Source organism: Ideonella sp. P3_A4, assembly GCF_056403075.1.
Window position 1 is genome coordinate 25,553 of the sequence record NZ_JBFUGE010000005.1, and the last position, 19,919, is coordinate 45,471.

The following is a 19,919-nucleotide window of genomic DNA, read 5'->3' on the forward strand; positions in this document are numbered from 1 at the left end:
ACTCCCCCATGAGTTCCCTTTTGATTCGCGCCGCACTCGTGGCTGTCCTCGCGGCCGGCGTTTGCGCGCCGGCATCGGCGCTCGAGTACCCGATCGGCACGCCACACAAGGTGGCGGACATGGAGATTGGCGCGGTCTATCTGCAGCCGGTTGAAATGGAGCCCGATGGCCACATGCGGAAGGCGACCGAGTCGGATGTGCACATTGAGGCCGACATCCACGCGCTCGACAACAACCCGCATGGTTACGCCGAAGGCGCGTGGGTGCCGTTCCTGTTCGTGCGCTACGAGATCCGCAAGCAAGGCGGCGGCGAGCCGATCGTCGGCGACTTCATGGCGATGGTGGCCAGCGACGGGCCGCACTACGGCGACAACGTCAAGCTGCAGGGCCCGGGCCGCTACCACCTCAAGTACACGGTCTACCCGCCGAGCGCGAAAGAGAACCCGATCGGCCACCACTTCGGCCGCCACACCGACCGCGCCACTGGCGTGCGCCCCTGGTTCAAGGCGTTCGACGTCGAGTGGGATTTCACCTTCGCCGGCGTTGGCAAGAAGGGTGGGTATTGATGAACCGCCATCACTTGGCGATAGCCCTGGCTACGGTGCTGGCCACGGGCGCTGTGACCGCTGAGATGCAGACCCTGTCGATCGTGGTGCGCGACGGCCGCATCGAGCCCGCCACGCTGGCCGTGCCGGCTGGCGTGCGGCTGCGACTGGCGGTGAGCAACGGCGGCACCGGCCCCTGCGAATTCGAGAACCTCGGCCTGCGGGTCGAGAAGGTGCTCGCGCCCGGCGCCGCGTCGACGCTGGTGCTGCCGCCGCTGCGCCCGGGCAGCTACCAGTTCGTCGACGAATTCCACCCCGACGGCGCAGCGCTGACGCTGACCGCCAAGTAAAGGCCAATTCGATGCTCCACACCTTCATCGTTGTCTGGCGCGAAAGCGTCGAGGCACTGCTGATCATCGGCGTGCTGCTGGCCTGGATCGCCCGCCAGCCGACACCCGCCCCGTTGCGGCGCGGCCTGTGGGTCGGTGCCGTCGGTGGCGTGGGCCTGGCGGGGCTGCTGGGTGTGGCGACGCTGCTGGCGCAGTCCGAACTGCAAGGCCAGGCGCTGGACGCCGTGCGGTTGACGGTGACGCTGGGTGCCGCGGCGCTGATCCTGCAAATGGTGGCGTGGATGCGCCGCCACGGAGCCACGATGCGCTACACGCTCGAAGCGAGGGCCTCGCGGGTCTCGGGCGCTTCGGGCGTGGCCTGGGTGGCCGCGCTGGCAGTGGCGCGCGAAGGCGCCGAGACGGTGGTCTTTCTGTGCGGCATCGGCTGGGAGACCGCTAGCACGGCCACCGCGCGGTGGCTCGCGGGCTTTGGTGGACTGCTGGCGGCGTTGGCCTGTGCGTGGCTGCTCGGGCGCGGAGCGCGCGCGCTCGGCACGCGCCGGTTGATGCGCCTGAGCGAGGCGCTGCTGCTGATCGTCGCCGCTTCGCTGGTGGCGACCGGCATCGACCAGATGATCGCGCTCGACTGGCTCCCGCCGGGTTGGGACCCGGTTTGGGACAGCGCGCTGCTGCTCGACGACAGCACCGGCCTGGGCCGTGTGCTGGCCGACTTTGCCGGTTACCGCGCGCGGCCATCGGCCACCCTGCTGGTCGGTTATGCAGGCTTCTGGGCGCTGGCCTGGGCGCTGCTTTCTCGAGCCGGCAAACCGGCGTCTTCGGCGCCAGYGCGATGCACCGTGTGATCCCGATCGTGGTGGCGCCGTCGCCGGCGCCTGGCGTCAGCGACACGCCGGTGTCGCGGCCCTGGCCGGCACGCCTGGGCGATGCGATGCAGCGTCATCGCCGGCTGATCCAGACCATCCAGTGGGCGATGGTCGGGTTTTACGGGTTCCTCGTGGTGCTACCGGCCTGCCTGCCGCTGCCGCCGGCAGGTGCCAGCATCGTCGACAACCTGACGCTGTTCGCCCAGTTCATTTTTTGGGGCGTCTGGTGGCCGCTGGTGATCGCCGCGACGATGCTGCTCGGCCGCGTCTGGTGCGGCGTGTTCTGCCCCGAAGGCGCGTTGACCGAATGGGCCAGCCGCCACGGCCGCGGCGGCACGATCCCGCGCTGGGTGCGTTGGCGCGGCTGGCCGACGTTGGCGTTCATCGCCACCACGGTCTATGAGCAACTGATCGGCGTCTACGACTACGCGCAGGCGACGCTGTTGATCCTGGGCGGGTCGACTCTGGCCGCCATGCTGGTGGGTTACCTGTACGGCCAAGGCAAGCGCGTGTGGTGTCGCTATCTGTGCCCCGTCAGTGGCGTGTTCACGTTGCTGGCCAAGGTGGCCCCGCTGCACTTTCGTGCCGACGAGGCGGCCTGGCGACGCCACCAGGGCGTGGTGCCGCGGGTGGACTGCGGGCCACTGCTGAACCTGCGCCACCTCGACAGCGCCTCGGCCTGCCATTCGTGCGGTCGCTGCAGCGGCCACCGCGGGGCGATCGAACTGGCGACCCGTTCGCCGAATGCCGAGATCCTCGGTCCGGTGCGCCCTGGCGACGAGACCTCGGCCAGCTTGCTGGTGTTCGGCCTGCTGGGCGTGGCCGTCGGGGCCTTCCAGTGGAGCTTGTCACCAGCCTTCGTCACGGCCAAGCAGGCCGCCGCCGAGTGGCTGGTCGCGCACGACCACTACGCGCTGCTGGCCGACAACGCGCCATGGTGGCTGCTGACCCACCAGCCCGCGGCGAGTGACGTGTTCAGCTGGCTCGACGGGCTGGCCATCCTGGCCTATATCGGTGGCCATGCGTTGCTGGTCGGCGGCCTGGTGTGGCTGGCCCTGGGCGCTGCGGTGCGCGTGTTGGACGCTACTGCCATCACACGCCACCGCCTGGCGATGGCGCTGGTGCCGCTGGCAGGTGCTGGCCTGGTGCTTGGCTTGTCGATGACGACCGCGAGCCACCTGCGCGCCGAAGGGGTGCCGCTGTCTTGGCTTGGCCCATTGCGCGTGCTGTTGCTCGGTGGTGCCGCGGGCTGGTCGCTGGTGCTCGGGGCTCGGTTGCTGGCGTCAGCCGCTGCGGGTGCCAGTCGCAAGGCCTTGGCGCTGGCCTGCTACGGCCTGCCGGTGGCGTTGATGGGCGTGATCTGGGTGTGGATGCTGCTCGGCGTCTGACGACGCGAGATCAGCGCAGCGTCAGTTCCAACCCCAGCGCGCGAACCTCGTCCAGCAGGGGCTCGGGCCAGGCCCAGTCATCAGGCCAGCGGGTGGTGGCCTCGCYATCAACGCCGAGCAGGCGTTGCAGCGCCCAACGTTGTGCGCCGGCTGCGCGCAAGGCACGGGCGGTGTCCAGCAACGCGGCGTCGTCGACGAGCGCAGGGTGGTAGGTGGTGCGCAGTTCATGAGCGACACCGCTGGCGAGCACCGTGTCCAGCGCCCGCCAGGCGGCACGGCCGCTGCCGCGCCGGCCGGTGACTTCGTCGTAGCTTGAGGCACAGGTCTTCACGTCCAGGCCCACCCAGCCCAGCACGGGTAGCAGGGTGCGCAAACGTGCGGGGTAGATACCGGCGCTGTGCAGGCCCGTCTCGAAGCCCATGTCGCGCACTTCATTCAGTGCCTCGGGCAGATGTGGATCCAGCGCGGGTTCACCGCCACTGAAGACCACGCCATCGAGCAAGCCGACACGGCGCTGCAAGGTTTCGCGCACCGAAGCCCAGCCGATGTCGCTGCGGCCGGTGCGAACCTGCAGCTCGGGGTTGTGGCAGTAGCCGCAGCGCCAGGGGCAGCCGCGGATGAACACCACCGCGCACAGGCGGCCCGGCCAGTCGCTGGTGCTCAGCGGCGTGAAGCCGCCGACCTCAATCACGACTGGCAGGCGAAGGATCGGCGGGCGGCTCGACGAAGTAGCGACGCTCGTTGAATTCGCCCTGCTTGCCGGTGTTGAACGAGGCCATCGGCCGGTGGTAACCCATCACGCGGGTCCAGACCTCGCACCGTTGGCGCTCGTGCTCGGCCAGCGTGAAGTGTTCGGACAGGAAGGCGGCAGAAGTCATCGGAGTCTCCTTGAGGGTAGGTGAAAGGGGTCAGTGCGCTTGGGCCTCGTGCTGCCGGCGCTTGCGGGCCAGCGCGGCTTCGTCGCACTGCGGGCAGAAGACATGCTCGCCCGCCAGGTAGCCATGTGCCGGGCAGATCGAGAAGGTCGGCGTCACGGTGAGGTACGGCAGGCGGAAGCGGCTGAGCGCACGCCGCACCAGCGCCTTGCACGCGGCGGCCGAAGAGACACGTTCGCCCAGGTACAGGTGCAGCACCGTGCCGCCGGTGTATTTGCGCTGCAGCGCTTCTTGCCGCTGCAGGGCTTCGAACGGGTCGGTCGTGAAGGCGACCGGCAACTGCGAAGAGTTGGTGTAGTAGGGCTGCGCCGGTGTGCCGGCCTGCAGGATGTGCGGGAAACGCTTGCGGTCTTCTTTCGCAAAGCGGTAGGTGGTGCCCTCGGCGGGCGTGGCCTCCAGGTTGTAGAGGTGGCCGGTTTCTTCTTGCAGCGCGACGATGCGTTCGCGGATGTGGTCGAGGTAGCGCAGCGCGAAGGCCTCGCCCCATTCGGTGGTGATGTCCTCGGCGCCGCCGCTGAAGTTGCGGATCATCTCGTTGATGCCGTTCACGCCGATCGTCGAGAAGTGGTTGCGCAGTGTGCCGAGGTAGCGCTTGGTGTAGGGGAACAGGCCGTTGTCAATGTGGCCCTGGATCACCTTGCGCTTGATCTCCAGGCTGTTCCGCGCCAGGTCGATCAGCGTGTCGGTACGGCGCAGCAGCGCAGCTTCGTCGCCGGCGTGCAGGTGGCCCAATCGGGCGCAATTCAACGTCACCACGCCGAGCGAGCCGGTCTGCTCGGCCGAGCCGAACAGGCCGTTGCCGCGCTTGAGCAGCTCGCGCAGGTCCAGCTGCAGCCGGCAACACATCGAGCGCACCATGTGCGGCTCGAGGTCGGAATTGAGGAAGTTCTGGAAGTAGGGCAGGCCGTACTTCGCGGTCATCTCGAACAGGCGATCGGTGTTCGGGTGGTCCCAGGCGAAGTTGCGCGTGATGTTGTAGGTCGGGATCGGGAAGGTGAAYGCGCGGCCCTTCGCGTCGCCTCGCATCATCACGTCGATGTAGGCCTGGTTGATCAGGTCCATCTCGGCTTGCAGGTCGCCGTAGGTGAAGGGCATCTCGCGTCCGCCGATCACCGGCACCTGCTCGCGCAGGTCGTCGGGGCAGGTCCAGTCGAAGGTCAGGTTGGTGAACGGCGTCTGCGTACCCCAGCGCGAAGGCACGTTCAGGTTGTGGATCAGCTCCTGCATGCACTGGCGCACCTGCAGGAAGCTCAGGCCGTCCTTGCGCACATAGGGTGCCAGGTAGGTGTCGAACGAGCTGAAGGCCTGCGCGCCGGCCCATTCGTTCTGCAGCGTGCCGAGAMAGTTGACGATCTGCCCGACCGCGCTGGACAGATGCTGCGGCGGCCCCGACTCCACCTTGCCCGGCACGCCGTTCAGGCCCTCATGCAGCAGCGTGCGCAGCGACCAGCCAGCGCAGTAGCCCGACAGCATGTCCAGGTCGTGGATGTGGAAGTCGGCCTCGCGGTGCGCCAGGCCGATCTCGGGCGGGTAGACGTGATCGAGCCAGTAGTTAGCGATGACCTTGCCGGCCACGTTCAGGATCAGCCCACCGAGCGAGTAGCCCTGGTTGGCGTTGGCCTGCACGCGCCAGTCCTGCCGCGCGAGGTATTCGTTGACCGAACGCTCGACGTTCACCGCGACCACGCGGTCTTGCCGCAGGCTGCGGCGCTGCTCGCGGTAGACGATGTAGGCCCGCGCTGTGTCGAAGTGAGCGGCTTGCTGCAGCACACGCTCGACCAAGTCTTGAATCGTCTCGACATCGGCCACGCGCCCGCGCAGCTGCGCAACGACCTGCCGTGTCAGTTCAGCGGCGCGCTCCGCGTCGAACTCGCCTGTGGCGGCGCCAGCACGAGCCAGCGCCGCGTGGATCTTCTGCGCATCGAAGCCCACCGTTCGACCTTCGCGTTTGATCACGGCGACGGGCAGGCTGCCGGTGGGCGATGGGAACGGCGTGGTGGGGACTGGCGTCATGTCGAACACTAAATATGGGGTGTGAATTCAGTGTGGACACTATAGGCAGGGCATTGGCCGTGACCAAGCGGTCGAATTTGATCAGGATCAGAGATGCGGCGAATGCGCGCTGAAGCTGACGCGCGGCGCCAGCGAGAGCGTCAGGCGAGGTGCGCCAGAAAGCCCAGTGGGCTTTTCGTGATCGCAACGGAGGCGATCCAGCCGAAAGTGGCCAGCGCCGCCAGCCAGGCGCCGGCGCGCACGGCGGCAGGGCGGCCGGGCTTCAAGGCCAGCATGCCCAGCCCGATGTAGACCAGCAGCCCGATGATCTTGGCCAGCAGCCACGGGGCGTGGGCTGGATTCAGGCGCAGCATCCAGGCCAGCGTGAGGGCGGACAGCAGCAGCACCGAGTCGACGATGTGCGGCAAGGTCTTCGCTACGCGGCCTTGCACCCAGCGCGCGCCGCGCAGCGACGCAAGCCCGCGGGCGAAGAAACCGGCGAACGACAGCGCGACGGCCGTCTGGTGGATGGTCTTGAGCAGCGCGTAGTCCACAGCGAATCAACCCGGCTTGCCGTCGACGCGCGAGCGCGTCAGCACCGGCCAGTAGGTCACCGCGAACAAGCCGAAGCCGGCGGACCAGCAAGACGCCGACACCAGCACCGCGTACATCGTGGCCTCAGGCATCAGCATCGGCACAGCGATTCGCACGACCGCGGCCAGTGCGATGAGCACGTAGCTCGTGGTCTCGCTGCGACCAGCGCGAAGCATGCGGCCGGTGTGACCAAGCGCGGTGCGCGTCATCATGCCGATGATCAGGCCGCCGATCGCGCCGACGGTCAAGGCATGGGTGGCCAGCGATGGGGCCAGCCAGCCGGCTTCTGCCACGGCGCGCAGCATCAGGTGCACGGGAATCCACAGGTAGGCCAGGTGCAGCACCCAGACCAGCGGCGTGCGCCAGGTGACCCAAGGCTGCCACAGCGACCAGCGCCGCAGGTGCACCGCGGCGCACAACAAGGCCAGCAACAGCATCGACGTGCCGTGCAGCTGCACTGCGTCGGCTGCCCACAGCAACAACACCGAGCCCAGCGCCAACTTCTCGACCAGCGGCTGGCGCGTGGCCGCCGCACCGGGAATGCCGTTGTTGGTGAACATCGGGATCACGCGGCCGCCCATCACCGCCATGATGAACAGCACCACATCGAGCGCCAGTTGAATGCCGATCCACGGGGGCACTGCGATAGCGCCCAGCTGGGCTAGGTGGAACAGCATCTGCGCCGCCGACATCATCAACAACAGGCCGATGAAGAAGTAGTTGCGGCGGTTGCGCGACGCGATGAACGGCACCGCCAGCGAAACAGCCGCAGCCAGTGGGAAGGCGGCGCTGACCAGTGCAGCGGTGAGGCCGAAGGGCGTCAGCACCAGCACGCGCCCGGCCACCCACAAGGCAGCCAACGCAGCCAGCAGCGCGCCAGTCGGCGTGGGCCGGTTCGACCAGTTGCGCCCCGCGGTGAAGAGAAAGCCGACGACCACTGCGAGCGTGAAGCCGAACAGCATCTCGTGGGCATGCCAGGCGGGCCCGCTCAGGTAGGCATGGCCGAGCCAGCCTGAGAATTGCAAGGCCCACAGGCCGATCGACAGCGCGGCGAACGAGCTCGCCAGCAGGTAGAACGGCCGAAACCCGATTTGCCAGAGTGCGAAGCTCGGGGCGCTGTTGGGGCGCCGAGGCGGTTCCATGATTTGCACGAAGCCGGTCATTGGGGCTTCTCCGTCAAAGATGGGGCGCCAAGCCGCGATGGGCCCACCGCCAGGCGACGATGCCGCCCAGCGCTGTGGCCGCAAACCAGACCAGGGCCAGGGCGTTCATTGCGGCGCCGGCGGCGCGCAGGCTGTCATCGAATGCGCCGGCGCCCAGGCGGAGCACCAGCGAGAGGTGAAGTGCCAACAGAGGCCCGTAGAACGGCCGCCCGAACTGCATCTTGACGCGGGCGACCGCCGGCAGGATCACCGGCGCGTGGCCCATGACCATGCTGATGACGAAGCCCAGGCCCAGCGCGTGCAGCGCGATGTCGCGCGTCGGCGCGCCGAGCACCATCGCCGCCCATGCGACACCGGCCACTGCCAACCATCCGTAGCCGCCCAGCAGGCACACGGCCATGTAGCGGGGCAGGCCGGCGGCGAAAACGGTTCGGCGCGCGATGTCGAAAAYGGCGAGCCAAGTGGCCAGCAGCGTGAGCGCCACACCAAACAACACGCCGCCAACAACGGGCCAGGCAACTGACGCGGCGGCACCGGCCACCAGCAGCGCAACGATGGCATGGAACGATGGGTGCGCAGCCGGGTGCCGGCGCATCAGGCGTGTCATCTCCAGCCGCTCGGCCGCGATCGTCAGCACCAGGAAGCTGAACCACCAGGCCAGTGTGGCCAGGCTGGTGGCACCGAATGCGAAGTGGAGATTGCCGATCAGCCATGCCACGGCGGCCACCAGCAACAGCACGGTGTGTGCCGCACGCTGGCGGTGCACGATGACGACATTGACGGCCACGAAGACCGTCGCCGCCGCGGCGAGCAGCGCACTCGCCGGCATGGCCAAGCCTGCGACGAGACACAGGCCCGCCGCACCAGACAACACTGGCGCGAGGAACGCCGCAGGCCGCTTGACGGCCACCGCACGCTCGATGCCGATCACCGTGCCGAGGAAGCCACAGATCATCAGACCGGCGTGCCAGAGCAAGGCGTGGTTCAACCACGCGTCACCGTTGAATGACGAAGGGGCGACGCCGTAGCGCGCCAGCCCACCGAACACGCCGCTGACCAGCGACACCACCACCATGCCCAACAGCACAGGCTTGGCACATGCGGCCAGCCAGCGGTGTTGGGCGGCGGTGTYCACCACTGCATGAAGCGCCGGCCGCGCTCGCTCATCTGGTCGGGCGTCCACGGCGGCTCCCACACCAGTTCAACATCGATCGCCATGCCGCGTTCGGCGACGCTCATCAGCTCGGCCTCGGCCTCTTCGATGATCAGGCCGGCAACAGGGCAGGCGGCCGAGGTCATGGTTAGCAGCACATGCAGCCTGTCGGCGGACACCGTCACGCCCAGCACCAAGCCCACGTCGACGATGCTCAGCGCGACCTCGGGGTCGACGACATGCGTCAACGCGTCGATGATCGGCTGGCGCAGCGCCTCGGGGCCGGTGTAGGGGAACGGCGCGGGGGCGGTCATGAATGAAGCCCACCGCGCGCTGCCGGCCGCTGGTCGACGAACAGGATGCGCGCGAGTGCCTGCCGGTTGCGCGCCATGTCGGCCAGCGTGTAGCGGTCGAGCACCGCGTAGAAAGCCTCGACCGCTTCATGCAAGACCGGGCGCAGGCGGCAAACCGGTTCGATGCAACAGCGTCCGACGGCCGGCTCCTCACCGAAGCACTCGGCTGGCATGTCCGCCCCTTCGGTCTGCCGGACGACATGGCCGAGGACCACGTCTTCCGGCGCCAGCGCCAGGTCGAGCCCACCGCCCTTGCCGCGCACATTGGCCAGCAAGCCGGCCTTGCCGAGGAAGTGGACCACCTTGGTCAGGTGGTTCTCCTTCACATGGAACGCCTCGGCAATCTCGGCAATCGTGCTGCGTCGCCCCGGCTGGGCAGCCAGGTAGATCAGCACGCGCAGGCTGTAATCGGTGAAAGCGGTGAGCTTCATGGCGATGGTCTCAGGAACGGATGGCCGACGGCAACGCCGCAGGCACCTTGGACGCTGCGGGCCGGCGCAGCAGCTTGATCGCATACAGCGCCAGCATGACGCTACCAGCGGCGAACACGATGTCGCCCGGCACACGCAGCCAGACCAGCCGTTCCATCAGGACCGAATGGATGATCTCGGGCGAGCGAGCGAACCACAGGCCCTTGTCGATGCTGGCCCAGGCCTGGTAGATGCCGGCCGGCAGCAAAGACATGAACACCATCATGCCTAAGCCGATGTTCAGGCCCCAGAACGCGGGTTGGAGCAGGCTGTCGGCATGCAGATGGCGGGCACGAGCCGATCCGGCTCTGCCGGTCGGTTCGAGCACCCCCGCGGGGGGCGGCGACATAGTCGCCTGGGGGCTCGGGTAAAGGCCACGCAGGCAGAACAACATCAGCCCGATGCCCAGCATGCCGTAGACGCCGAACAGTGCCGCGTGGCCGTGGGCCGCCGTCATGTTCAGGCCCTGCACGTGGTACAGCGAGGCCGGTGGGTTGATCGCGAAGCCCAGCAGGCCGGCGCCGACGGTGTTCCAGAAGCCCACCGCGACGAAGCTGAGGATGACCCACTTGTAGGCCCGCAGCCACGGCAGCGACTTCGACTGGCGGTAGGTCTGCAAGGCTTCGAGTCCGATCAGCGTCAGCGGCACCACTTCGAGCGCCGAGAACACGGCACCCACCGCGATGATCGACGTCGGCGTGCCGGTGAAGTACAGGTGGTGCAGCGTGCCGAGGATGCCGCCGAACAGGAAGACGATGGTCTCGGCAACGATCGCACGGTTGGCGCTTTCTGCGCGCACCAGGCCCAGGTTGGTGAAGATCAGCGCGACAACGGCCGTGGCGAACACTTCGAAGAAGCCTTCGACCCACAGGTGCACCAGCCACCAGCGCCAATACTCGATCATCGAGTAGTGGGTGTGCTGGCCCCAGGTCAGCGAGCTGGCGTAGAAGCCGCCGATGCAGGTGGCCGACAGGAACACCATCGCGATCAGGCCGCGCGTTTCCGAGGGCTTGGTCAGCGCCGGCCACAGCGCACGGCCGAGCAGGAAGACCCAGAACAGCAGGCCCACGAACAGCAGCAGTTGCCAGACACGGCCCATGCTCGTGAACTCGAGGCCCTGGTTGCCGATCCAGAAGCTGAAGTCGACGCCGCGGTGTTGCAGCGTGCCGAGCCAGCCGGTGGCGGTGGAGCCGACGACGATCGCGATCAGGGCCCAGAACAGCACGTCGACACCGAGCTTTTGCAGCTTGGGCTCACGGCCCGACAGCAGCGGCGCGATGTACAGACCAGTGGCGAGCCACGCGGTGGCGATCCAGAAGATGCCGACCTGGGTGTGGATCGTGCGGCTGACGGTGTAGGGCAGCACCTCGGCCAGCGGGATGCCGAAGAAGGCCTGGCCCTCGACGGCATAGTGCGCGGTGATCGCGCCCATGCCAACCTGCAGCAGCATCAGGCCGACGACGGCGAAGAAGTACTTGCGCGTGGCCTTCATCGAAGGGGTGGCGACGGCGCCGATCAGCGGGTCGGCCTTGGGCGGCTGCGCCGGCTCGGCGTGCTTTTGCCCGCCATGGAACCACAGCATGGCGGCGATGCCGGCCAGCAGCAGCACGATGCTGACCATCGACCAGATCGCGGCCGTGCTCGTCATCGTGTTGCCGACCAGCGGCTCGTGCGGCCAATTGCTGGTGTAAGACAGGTTCCGTTCGCCGGGGCGGTCGGTCGTCGCAGCCCAGGCGGTCCAGAAGAAGAACGCACTGAGCGCCTGGCGGTCGGTCAGGTTCGGCAGCGTGCCTTCGGTCATCGCGTACTGATCGCGCAAATGGGCCAGCGAGGCTTCGTCGCCGAACAGGCCTTCGATGTGGTGCGCGACCTGCTTGATGGCCTGCGCGCGCTCGGCCGACACCTTGATGACACCGGTGGTCTCGTCATAGGTGTTGCGCCGCATCTCGTCTTTCAGCGCAGCGGCGATCGCGCCATGGTCGGCCGGTGTCAGGTTGGCGGCGACCTTGTTCAGTTGCTGCACACGAATGTCTTGCAGCGCGACCGCCTCGCGGTGGAGCCAGTCGGCCGACCAGTCGGGTGCGACATAGCTGCCGTGGCCCCAGACGGTGCCGAGTTGCTGGCCACCGGCCGAAAGCCAGGCCTGCTGGCCGAGCTGGATCTGCTCGCCGGTGAACAGCGTTTCGCCGTCGCTGCTGACGACGGCCTGGGGGATCGGTGGGGCGCTGAGGTAAATCTGCAGACCCAGGTAACCCAGTGCGCCGAACGACAGCACGAAGATGAGCGCAAGCCAGCGCCACAGTCTGTGGGTGTTGTTCATGACGGTGATTCAGTGGGGAGTGAGACGTCGCGGGGCGTTTCAGGCGCCGCCGCACGAGCCGCAGCATTGGCCGTTGGCATGGGGATCAGCCAGCTTGGTGATGCGCACGCGCCAGAGTTCAGGGCCTGCCTCGAGGTAGTCCCAGCCGAAGCGGCCAGGGATCTTGGCCTGGAACTGGTGGTACAGCGGCTTCGGATCGTGGTCGTTCACCAGGTCCATCGCCTGGCCGGCCGGCAGCTCGCGAAAGGTCGAGAAGATCAGCGGATGGCGGTCGAGCGGCGCGACGGGGCGAACGTCAACGGTCGAGTGGGCGTGGGTGGTTTGCATGGGCTGTCCTTTGAAGGTGCATTTTGAATGCATCTATCGTACGGACACCAATGCAGGGGCATTTGATCTGCATCAACGCTGCCCGCAAATGCAGRCTCGGACAGACAGTCACCCGCCCGAATCGACAGGCGCAGGGCGTTCACCCGGCGGGGTCAACACCCGATCGGCCTCGTCCACGCAGCCCTCGAGCCAGTCGTCACCGAACAACTCCACCGGATGCTGCGTGCGCTCGGCGCCGTTGCCGCAGATCAGGTCGTCAGCGGCGCAGTAGCGGTCGCAACCCCAGCAGTTGCGTTCCGGGTGCCTGGGGTGGATGGGGAAGCGCTTGGCCATGTGGTCGCGAGGGATCAGCGCGAGGCGCGGCGGCCGCTGTCCAGCGCGCCAGGGTTGGGTAGCGCCCGGCAGCCGTGGTGCTGGCGCAGCCGGGTTTCGATGAAGAGGTCCTTCTCGGCCCACTGCTCGTCGATCCATGCACGCACGCGAAGGCGGTAAGCCTTGTCGCGGACGAAATCGCCACCCACCACGCCTGTGGGCACCGGGCGCCGCCGAACATAGACACAGACCGCGCCGACCCTGCCGCACAGCAGGTCCCAAAAGCTTGGGGTGCCGTCGGGGTAGACGATGGTCACGTCCAGCAGCGCGTCGAACTGCTCGCCCATCGTGGCCAGCGCCACGCCCAGGCCGCCCACCTTGGGCGGCAGAAGGTATTGATAGGGGCTGTGCTGCGCCGCGTGCTTCGCGTGCGTGAAGCGCGTGCCTTCGGCGAAGTTGATCACCGAGGTCGGTATGTGCTTGAACTTCTCACAGGCGCGGCGTGTTGTGGCCAAGTCGTCGCGGCCGCTGCTGCGGCCTTGGCCACGCTGCATGAAAGGAAAGTCCAGTGCCCACCAAGCGAGGCCGATCATCGGCACCCACATCAGCTCGCGCTTCAGGAAGAACTTCAGGAACGGGATGCGACCGTGGAAGACGCGTTGCAACACGAGGATGTCGACCCAGCTCCGGTGATTGCTGGAAACGAGGTACCAGCCGCGCGGGGTCAGGCCCGCCATACCGCAAACCTCCCAAGGAGTTGACGCCGATGCCGCCAACCAGGCGTTGTTGACCACCACCCAGCACGAGGCCAGGCGATTCAGGGCCTTGTCGCAGGCCACGCGCAGAGCGCCGGCTGGCAGCACCAGCTTCGCCAGCGCCGGCAACATCATCAGCATGAAGACGGCCACCGTGTTCACGGCCAGCAGCAAACCGGTGAGGCCCCCGCGCAGCCAAGCCATCATCGCGGCGTCGTCGGCGCCGGTCGGCGAGGCCACAGCGGGCCGATCGCATCGAGCGTGTTCTTCAGCACCAGGCCGAGTTCGGTGTCGCCTTCCATCACCAACGCGCGCTCGAAGAAGAGTCGGTCGGGGTCGTCGTCGCCGCGCAGCAAGCGCAGGTAGCTGGAGCCTGGCGCGGTGATGCGCAAGGCCGGCTCTGCGTGCGCCGGTGCTGGTGCGAAGCCGGCGGGCGTGAGCCACAGGCGGACACGCAGGCCGAAGTCGGTGACATGCAGCTCAACGCAACGGCCGGCCAGGGCTTGACGCGCATCGGCCGGCAGCCGCGGCAGCAGCGTCTGGTCCAGCACGCGGGCGGCCACGAAGGAGGGCGGTTGCACCGGCAAACGCTCGACCAGTGCACGCAGGTGCCGGTGCAGTGGCGCCAGCATCGGGGGCAGGCCGCGCGGTAGGTCGGAGTCGTGGGTGGCGCTGGTGCTCATGCGTCGCTCCACACCATGCCCGGCAGACGGCGCGCATAGCCGTTGCTGAAGGGGCCCGGCACGCCCAGCTCGTTCCACGCGTCGGCACAGCCAGCGGCGGGCTGGCCAGCATTCATCACCGCATCGAAGTCGCGCAGCACCTGGGTGAAGCCGCGCGAACACGGCGACAGGCGCAGCCGCACGACACCCGCGTCGCACAAGGCTTGTGCATCGCCGAGCAGGTTCTGCACCGTGGCCGATTGGGTCTGGGTGCCGTTGAGCGTGAGAAAGGGCTGCCCTTCAGTCGACGCCAGCAGCAGGCCGTCCGGGTCCGACAAGCAGGGATAGCCGCAGTCGTCTTTGCCGACCCGGTGGTGGCGGGCGGTGAAGCAACGCGCCGAGAACGCCAGCGGCAAGCGGCCGAAAGCCCAGGCCTCGGTGGTGATGGGCACGCCTTGCGGGGTGCGCACCGGATCGGCCGATGGGTTGATCAGCGCCAACGCGTCGAGCGCCAGCTCCACTGGTGCCACCCAGCGCGTGGCGCCCAGGTCCGCGTGTTCGACCAGGGCTTCACGGCTGTAGATGTTCAGGTGCGGCCCCAGCACCAGCGGCACGCGCCCGGCCAGCAGTTGCAGTGCAGATGTATCGCCGGCCTCGACCGCGAAAGCCTGCTGCTCGCCCTGGCGCTCGATCAACCGCAGGTCGGCTTCGGTTTCGATCAGCGTCTGCGCGACCAGCACCACCTCTTTGCCGGCGGCTTGCAACTCGCGCCCGAGGGCCAGCCAGTCGTCCAGCCGCAGCTCGCGCCGCCGCGCGCAGACCGCTTCGCCGAGCACGACGGTGTCGGCCGCGCTGTCGGCCAGGTCGGCATAGAAGTGCAGCAAGGTGGCACGCGGCCAGTGGTAGAGCACCGGGCCGATGGTCAGCGCCATGCGGCGCGCAGCGGTGCTTGTCGTGGGGGTCGTCGTCATCGGTGGGTTCAGCGCCAGGGCCGGTTGTAGGCACCGAGCGTGTGTTGCTGGCCTTCCGCATGGCTGGCCAGCGTGGCGGTCCATTCCGGTTGGACGCTGTAGCGGCCGGTGGTGGCCGCCGCTTGGTCGATCGCCGCGCGCCAGACACGCGTGACCTGTTCGACATACGCCGCACTGCGTTGGCGTCCTTCGATCTTGATCGCCTTCACGCCCAGCGCCATCAGCTCGGGCAGGATCGCCAGCGTGTTCAGGCTGGTCGGCTCTTCGAGTGCGTAGTCGCGCTCGCCGTTGACAGAGAAGCGGCCTTTGCACAGCGTGGGGTAGCCACGTGGCTCGTCCGGTGCATAACGATCGATCAGCACGCCGTTCAGGCGCGCCTGCATGCCGGCGGGCCCATCGTCTTGCCAACGCACGGCCGACGGCGGCGAGCACACGCCGGCGTTGTTCGGCGACTGGCCGGTCGCATACGACGACAGCGCACAGCGGCCCTCGACCATCACGCACAGGCTGCCGAAGCCGAAGACCTCGATGTCGACATCGGTGTGCTGGATGACCTGGCCGACCTGCTGCAGCGTCAGCACACGCGGCAACACCGCGCGCTGTATGCCGTAGCGACGGCGGTAGAACTCGATCGCAGCATGGCTGGTGGCCGAAGCCTGCACCGACAGATGCAAGCGCAGGGCGGGGTGGTGATCTCGGCAATACGCCATCACCGCGCTGTCGGCCACGATCAGCGCGTCGGCACCGAGCGCCACGGCCTTGTCGACTGCGCGCCGCCACGGCCCGGGGTCGCGTGCGTCGGCAAAGGTGTTCAGCGCCATCAGTGCTTTGGCGCCGTGGGCATGGGCGTAGGTGACCCCGTCGCGCACCTGGGCGTCGTCGAAGTTCAAGCCGGCGAAGTTGCGCGCATTGGTGGCGTCTTTCAAGCCGAGGTAAACCGCGTCGGCACCCGCATCCACCGCGGCCACCAGGGCACGCAGTGAGCCGGCGGGGCAAACCAGTTCGGGGGCGGAAGTTTCAGAGGCAGAGGCAGAGGCAGAGGCAGAGGCAGAGGCAGAGGCAGAGGCAGAGGCAGAGGCAGAGGCAGAGGCAGAGGCAGAGGCACGTGTGCGGGTCGTCATCGGCGTTGGCTGGAACGGGGTCGTTGCACCAGCACAGGACTATCGCGAGATATCGCCGCCATGGTTTTGCGGCACCGCAAGGGATGTGCAGTCCGACCCCCGCTGACCGTGAGCGCAAGCTGGTGGAGCGTGCTCGCATGCAGATGAATGATCTGCGACGAGGGTTCCGTCGGGCGACCCAAGCGATGGGAGCGCCGGTGAATCGGTTCTCATGATCCTTTGGTCGCTGGTTCGAGCCCAGCACGGCCTACCAAATTCATCGAACGCGTCACTGCACGTGCGCTGCTGCTGCCAGCGATGCGCGGCCGCAAAGGTTGGGCCCGCAGGCGCGTCGATTGCCGGCATCATCGACAGTTCCTCGTGTACTCCTCAGGAGGATTGCGGATGGCTCTGCCCCATGCCCAGTTGCTCGACGTCATCGGCGTGAAGCCGCTCGGTGACGCGCTGATCGATGCCTTCAGCACCAGCCTGATCAAGACCGAACGCTTGCAGTTGCTGCACCTGGTATTGCCGGCGCGGCAGGACCTGCCCGAGCACCATGTGGACGATGAGTGCTGCATCCATTGCCTGGAAGGCGATGTCGAGGTCGTGATGCCGGGTGGCACGCGGCGCCTGTCGGCAGGGGAGCTCGTCGTCTTGCCGGCGCGGCAGCGCTACGGGCTCAGTGCGCGCACCGATTCGGCGGTGCTGCTCACGCTGATGCTGCGGCACGGTGATGCCACCGCCGGCACCACCGGCTGATCGCGTGCGGCCCCGTCGATCACGACCCGCTCCGCAAACGGCGGCACAGCCGCGCTGTCGGACCTAGGGATGGGTCTGCCCCCCTTGATCAGGGGGCCTGCATCTCTACGCTGCCTCGTTCTAGGTGTTGAGTATCCGGACCGGGTGTGGTCGGCCGGTCGGTCGCTCGAAAACTCAGAAACTTCGTGTTTATGCAGCTGGTATTCGATATTTGGCGCAAGTTACTTTCGTCAAGTCCGACTCATGGTATCTCCGCCCGCCGGATTGATATTGAATGATTGGTGGTCGGAATAAATGATCAATACTGCGCTCAAGTTACTTTGGTCATGTTTTAACGGCTGTTACTGCACGCCGAGAAAAGGCACTTCATCTGTCCAGGGTATGGCAGCCTGAAATAGCCCTGCCGCACGCGCTGAACCCGGGATCCACCGGGCTACAGCACGTTTCAACGAGGGGTCGTGCCTGTCAACAATCCGTCGCAACCGAATGCCAAAGTGTGGGGTCTGGCCCTGCGGTTCTTGGGATTTGTCTTGTATTGACACCCTTCTCAGCGCAGGGCTAGCATCCGCCGGCCTTTATTGCAGATATATCCGGGAGAAGAGATGCAAGTAGTTTGCGTGTCGATAAGCCGGCCGCATATCGTTATGCCTCGCCGGCGCCGATCGCGGCGACGCCGAGCTTGATCGCTGCGTTCCTTCGGGTTTATACCTGAATCGGACGCCGGCGAATATCTTTCCTCCTTTCTCGACTGAGTCTTTCGCCTGAATACCGGTTTAACCGGTATCTGGCGGAGCCATGGGCGGCATTCACCGCGCGGGGCTGCGTTCCCGGCGTCATCGCCGCGGCTGATGTTCTTCTTAGGAATGGTCATGGAGTTGTCTCAAGGCATTGCGGTGACGGTCGATTCCGAGGGCGCACCCGCGTCTGCCGACGTTCGGATCCATGGGCTGCAGGCGCAGGTGGTCGGCGTGGGCACCGCCAACTCCGGCCACCAGTACTCGCAGCGCGCGCTGCTGGACCTGTTCCGGGTCGAGGACCGCCGGATCCGCTCGGTCTTCCTCAACGGCAGCATCGAGCAGCGCTACCTGACGCTGCCGAAGTTCGCTGACGACGGCGCGGCCATCACCGAGTCGCAGGGTGAACTGCTCGCGAAGCACCGGCGCGTCGGGATCGACATGGGCCTGCGGGCCTTGCGGGCCTGCCTCGACGAGACTGGCGCGAAGCTCGAAGACATCCGCTACCTGTGCTGCGTGACCACCACCGGCATGCTCACCCCGGGTCTGAGCGCCCACGTCTGCCGCGAGCTGGATCTGGGCCGCCATTGCGCTCGGCTCGACGTGGTGGGCATGGGTTGCAACGCGGGCTTGAACGGCCTGACGGCCGTCAACAACTGGGCGCGGGCCAACCCGGGTCAGCTGGCGGTGCTGCTGTGTGTCGAGGTCTGCTCGGCCGCCTACATCTTCGACGACAGCATCGAGACGGCGGTGGTGAACAGCCTCTTCGGCGACGGCGCCGCCGCGCTGGCTGTCGTCGCCGGGCCGCCGCCGGCATGGTCGGGGCCGACGCTGCTGAAGTTCTCGAGCCGCATCATCCCCGAGTACATCGACGCGATGCGCTTCGACTGGAACGATGGCCACGGCAAGTTCAACTTCTGCCTCGATCGGGACGTGCCCTACGTCATCGGTTCGCATGCTGAGCAGGTCATCGACGCGCTGCTGAAGGGCACCGGACTGCGGCGCAAGGACATCGCGCACTGGATCGTGCACTCGGGCGGCAAGAAGGTGATCGACGCCATCCGCCTGAACCTTGGCCTCAGCCCGCACGACCTGCGCCACACGACGGACGTTCTCGCCAACTACGGGAACCTGTCGAGCGGCTCGTTCCTTTTTTCCTATCAACGACTTCTCGCTGAAGACGTCGCCGTGCCCGGAGACTTCGCGGTCATGATGACCATGGGGCCCGGCACGACGATCGAACTCGCGTTGATGCAATGGTGAATGCCAGGAAGACCCCAGCGATGACCCGACCCTCTTTCGCGGAATCGTCCGCCGGTGCCACTGTGACCCTGCGCCTGGCGCTGGCGTCGCGAGCGGTGGCAACGACCGTCAAGCAGATCCACGAGGCCTGCGACGCCGCCGAGGACGCCGGTCCGCACGGCGCCCTCTTGGTCCACATCCAGGACAGCGACCGTGCGCTGACCGCCGAAGACATGGACATGCCGCTGCACAGCCAGTGGGAACGCGCATTGCGGCGGATAGAGATGCTGCGCGTGCCGACGGTCTGCGTGGTCGACAGCGCCTGCCTTGGCCTGATGTTCGAGGTGCTGCTGTGCACCGACTACCGCATCGCCGGGCCGCAGCTGACGCTGGGCCTGGCGCATGTTGCCGACTCGCTGTGGCCCGGCATGGCGATCCACCGGCTCGCCACCCAGCTCGGTGTCGCGCAGGCCCGCAACCTCGTGCTGTTCGATGCCGTCGTCGAAGGCGAGCAGGCGATCCGGCTCGGGCTGGTCCAGCGCATCGCGGCGGACCCGCTGGCCGCCGGCGCGCAGTTCCTGGCCGACCTTCGGGCCTCGGGCATCCAGGACGTGTCGGTGCGCCGGCAGCTGCTGCTCGAAGCGCCGAACTCGAGCCACGAGTCGGTGCTCGGTTCGCACATGGCGGCCTGCGATCGCACCCTGCGTCGCGAGGGGCGCCGAGCCTCGCAGCTGGCTGCCGTGGAGGCACTCGACAACACCTGACCGGGCAGAGCTGCCGCCGCGCGGCCGAGGCGACAAGCCTCGGTCCGTAGGACAGCTTTGCCTTCTGGCCGCTGCATTGGCCCGACCGGCTCGCGCATGTGGCCGACGAGACCCGGCTCCGCTACCCCGACAGCCGACGTTTCTTCACCGATTGAGAGCTTTCA

Annotated in this window: 22 protein-coding genes; 7 read left to right on the plus strand and 15 right to left on the minus strand. The window is 67.3% G+C overall.

Annotated features, from left to right (window positions below; genetic code table 11):
- Window positions 1-8 precede the first annotated feature (8 nt).
- The 4 genes from AC1DYI_RS01610 to AC1DYI_RS01625 all read left to right on the plus strand — a co-directional run bounded on the left by AC1DYI_RS01610 (window position 9) and on the right by AC1DYI_RS01625 (window position 3,146).
- A complete protein-coding gene (locus AC1DYI_RS01610) occupies window positions 9-566 on the plus strand; it encodes an iron transporter (RefSeq protein ID WP_477202330.1) in 558 nt (185 codons plus the stop codon).
- Window positions 566-895 carry a cupredoxin domain-containing protein gene (locus tag AC1DYI_RS01615; RefSeq protein WP_477202331.1) on the plus strand — a complete coding sequence of 110 codons (330 nt, stop codon included), beginning with the start codon at window positions 566-568 and terminating at the stop codon, window positions 893-895. The genes AC1DYI_RS01610 and AC1DYI_RS01615 overlap by 1 nt, the downstream gene beginning before the upstream one ends.
- Before the next feature lie 11 nt (window positions 896-906).
- On the plus strand, window positions 907-1,737 hold the full coding sequence (locus AC1DYI_RS01620) for an FTR1 family iron permease (protein WP_477202332.1): 831 nt from the start codon (window positions 907-909) through the stop codon (window positions 1,735-1,737).
- 86 nt (window positions 1,738-1,823) lie between these two features.
- Entirely contained in the window at window positions 1,824-3,146 is a 1,323-nt protein-coding gene (locus AC1DYI_RS01625) for a 4Fe-4S binding protein (RefSeq protein ID WP_477202356.1), read from the plus strand.
- Window positions 3,147-3,156: 10 nt separating this feature from the next.
- Here the strand turns inward: AC1DYI_RS01625 and AC1DYI_RS01630 are convergent, their stop codons facing one another.
- The 15 genes from AC1DYI_RS01630 to ubiU all read right to left on the minus strand — a co-directional run bounded on the left by AC1DYI_RS01630 (window position 3,157) and on the right by ubiU (window position 16,274).
- Window positions 3,157-3,837, minus strand: a complete 681-nt coding sequence (locus AC1DYI_RS01630; RefSeq protein ID WP_477202333.1) for an anaerobic ribonucleoside-triphosphate reductase activating protein — start codon at window positions 3,835-3,837, stop codon at window positions 3,157-3,159.
- Window positions 3,830-4,024, minus strand: coding sequence for an anaerobic ribonucleoside-triphosphate reductase (gene nrdD / locus AC1DYI_RS01635; protein ID WP_477202334.1), 195 nt, complete (start codon window positions 4,022-4,024; stop codon window positions 3,830-3,832). The genes AC1DYI_RS01630 and nrdD overlap by 8 nt, the downstream gene beginning before the upstream one ends.
- 30 nt (window positions 4,025-4,054) lie before the next feature.
- On the minus strand, window positions 4,055-6,094 hold the full coding sequence (locus AC1DYI_RS01640; protein ID WP_477202335.1) for a ribonucleoside triphosphate reductase: 2,040 nt from the start codon (window positions 6,092-6,094) through the stop codon (window positions 4,055-4,057).
- Window positions 6,095-6,234: 140 nt separating this feature from the next.
- A complete protein-coding gene (locus AC1DYI_RS01645) occupies window positions 6,235-6,627 on the minus strand; it encodes a SirB2 family protein (protein WP_477202336.1) in 393 nt (130 codons plus the stop codon).
- 6 nt (window positions 6,628-6,633) lie between these two features.
- A complete protein-coding gene (locus tag AC1DYI_RS01650; protein ID WP_477202337.1) occupies window positions 6,634-7,830 on the minus strand; it encodes an NnrS family protein in 1,197 nt (398 codons plus the stop codon).
- A gap of 13 nt (window positions 7,831-7,843) precedes the next feature.
- Window positions 7,844-8,917 carry a hypothetical protein gene (locus AC1DYI_RS01655; RefSeq protein WP_477202338.1) on the minus strand — a complete coding sequence of 358 codons (1,074 nt, stop codon included), beginning with the start codon at window positions 8,915-8,917 and terminating at the stop codon, window positions 7,844-7,846.
- Window positions 8,815-9,297, minus strand: a complete 483-nt coding sequence (locus tag AC1DYI_RS01660; protein WP_477202339.1) for a metal-sulfur cluster assembly factor — start codon at window positions 9,295-9,297, stop codon at window positions 8,815-8,817. Before AC1DYI_RS01660 ends, AC1DYI_RS01655 begins: the two co-directional genes overlap by 103 nt.
- On the minus strand, window positions 9,294-9,767 hold the full coding sequence (locus tag AC1DYI_RS01665; protein WP_477202340.1) for an Rrf2 family transcriptional regulator: 474 nt from the start codon (window positions 9,765-9,767) through the stop codon (window positions 9,294-9,296). The genes AC1DYI_RS01660 and AC1DYI_RS01665 overlap by 4 nt, the downstream gene beginning before the upstream one ends.
- Window positions 9,768-9,777: 10 nt before the next feature.
- On the minus strand, window positions 9,778-12,126 hold the full coding sequence (locus AC1DYI_RS01670; protein ID WP_477202341.1) for a nitric-oxide reductase large subunit: 2,349 nt from the start codon (window positions 12,124-12,126) through the stop codon (window positions 9,778-9,780).
- Between the two features lie 39 nt (window positions 12,127-12,165).
- The gene (locus AC1DYI_RS01675; protein ID WP_477202342.1) at window positions 12,166-12,453 is read right to left on the minus strand and encodes a DUF2249 domain-containing protein; all 288 of its coding nucleotides are present in this window, start codon (window positions 12,451-12,453) and stop codon (window positions 12,166-12,168) included.
- Between the two features lie 108 nt (window positions 12,454-12,561).
- The gene (locus AC1DYI_RS01680; RefSeq protein WP_477202343.1) at window positions 12,562-12,786 is read right to left on the minus strand and encodes a DUF3079 domain-containing protein; all 225 of its coding nucleotides are present in this window, start codon (window positions 12,784-12,786) and stop codon (window positions 12,562-12,564) included.
- Between the two features lie 14 nt (window positions 12,787-12,800).
- Window positions 12,801-13,724 carry an acyltransferase gene (locus tag AC1DYI_RS01685; protein ID WP_477202357.1) on the minus strand — a complete coding sequence of 308 codons (924 nt, stop codon included), beginning with the start codon at window positions 13,722-13,724 and terminating at the stop codon, window positions 12,801-12,803.
- Window positions 13,724-14,203, minus strand: a complete 480-nt coding sequence (ubiT, locus tag AC1DYI_RS01690; RefSeq protein ID WP_477202344.1) for a ubiquinone anaerobic biosynthesis accessory factor UbiT — start codon at window positions 14,201-14,203, stop codon at window positions 13,724-13,726. Before ubiT ends, AC1DYI_RS01685 begins: the two co-directional genes overlap by 1 nt.
- Window positions 14,200-15,153, minus strand: coding sequence for a U32 family peptidase (locus tag AC1DYI_RS01695; RefSeq protein ID WP_477202345.1), 954 nt, complete (start codon window positions 15,151-15,153; stop codon window positions 14,200-14,202). The genes ubiT and AC1DYI_RS01695 overlap by 4 nt, the downstream gene beginning before the upstream one ends.
- Window positions 15,154-15,161: 8 nt before the next feature.
- A complete protein-coding gene (gene ubiU, locus AC1DYI_RS01700; RefSeq protein WP_477202346.1) occupies window positions 15,162-16,274 on the minus strand; it encodes a ubiquinone anaerobic biosynthesis protein UbiU in 1,113 nt (370 codons plus the stop codon).
- 384 nt (window positions 16,275-16,658) lie between these two features.
- Between ubiU and AC1DYI_RS01705 the strand changes: the two genes are divergently transcribed.
- The 3 genes from AC1DYI_RS01705 to dpgB all read left to right on the plus strand — a co-directional run bounded on the left by AC1DYI_RS01705 (window position 16,659) and on the right by dpgB (window position 19,755).
- Window positions 16,659-17,015 (plus strand): cupin domain-containing protein, encoded by a 357-nt coding sequence (locus tag AC1DYI_RS01705; RefSeq protein ID WP_477202347.1) that lies wholly within the window; start codon window positions 16,659-16,661, stop codon window positions 17,013-17,015.
- A gap of 869 nt (window positions 17,016-17,884) precedes the next feature.
- A complete protein-coding gene (gene dpgA, locus AC1DYI_RS01710) occupies window positions 17,885-19,012 on the plus strand; it encodes a 3,5-dihydroxyphenylacetyl-CoA synthase DpgA (RefSeq protein ID WP_477202348.1) in 1,128 nt (375 codons plus the stop codon).
- 20 nt (window positions 19,013-19,032) lie between these two features.
- Window positions 19,033-19,755: an enoyl-CoA-hydratase DpgB gene (gene dpgB, locus AC1DYI_RS01715; RefSeq protein WP_477202349.1), complete on the plus strand. Its 723-nt coding sequence runs from the start codon at window positions 19,033-19,035 to the stop codon at window positions 19,753-19,755.
- Window positions 19,756-19,919: the final 164 nt, after the last annotated feature.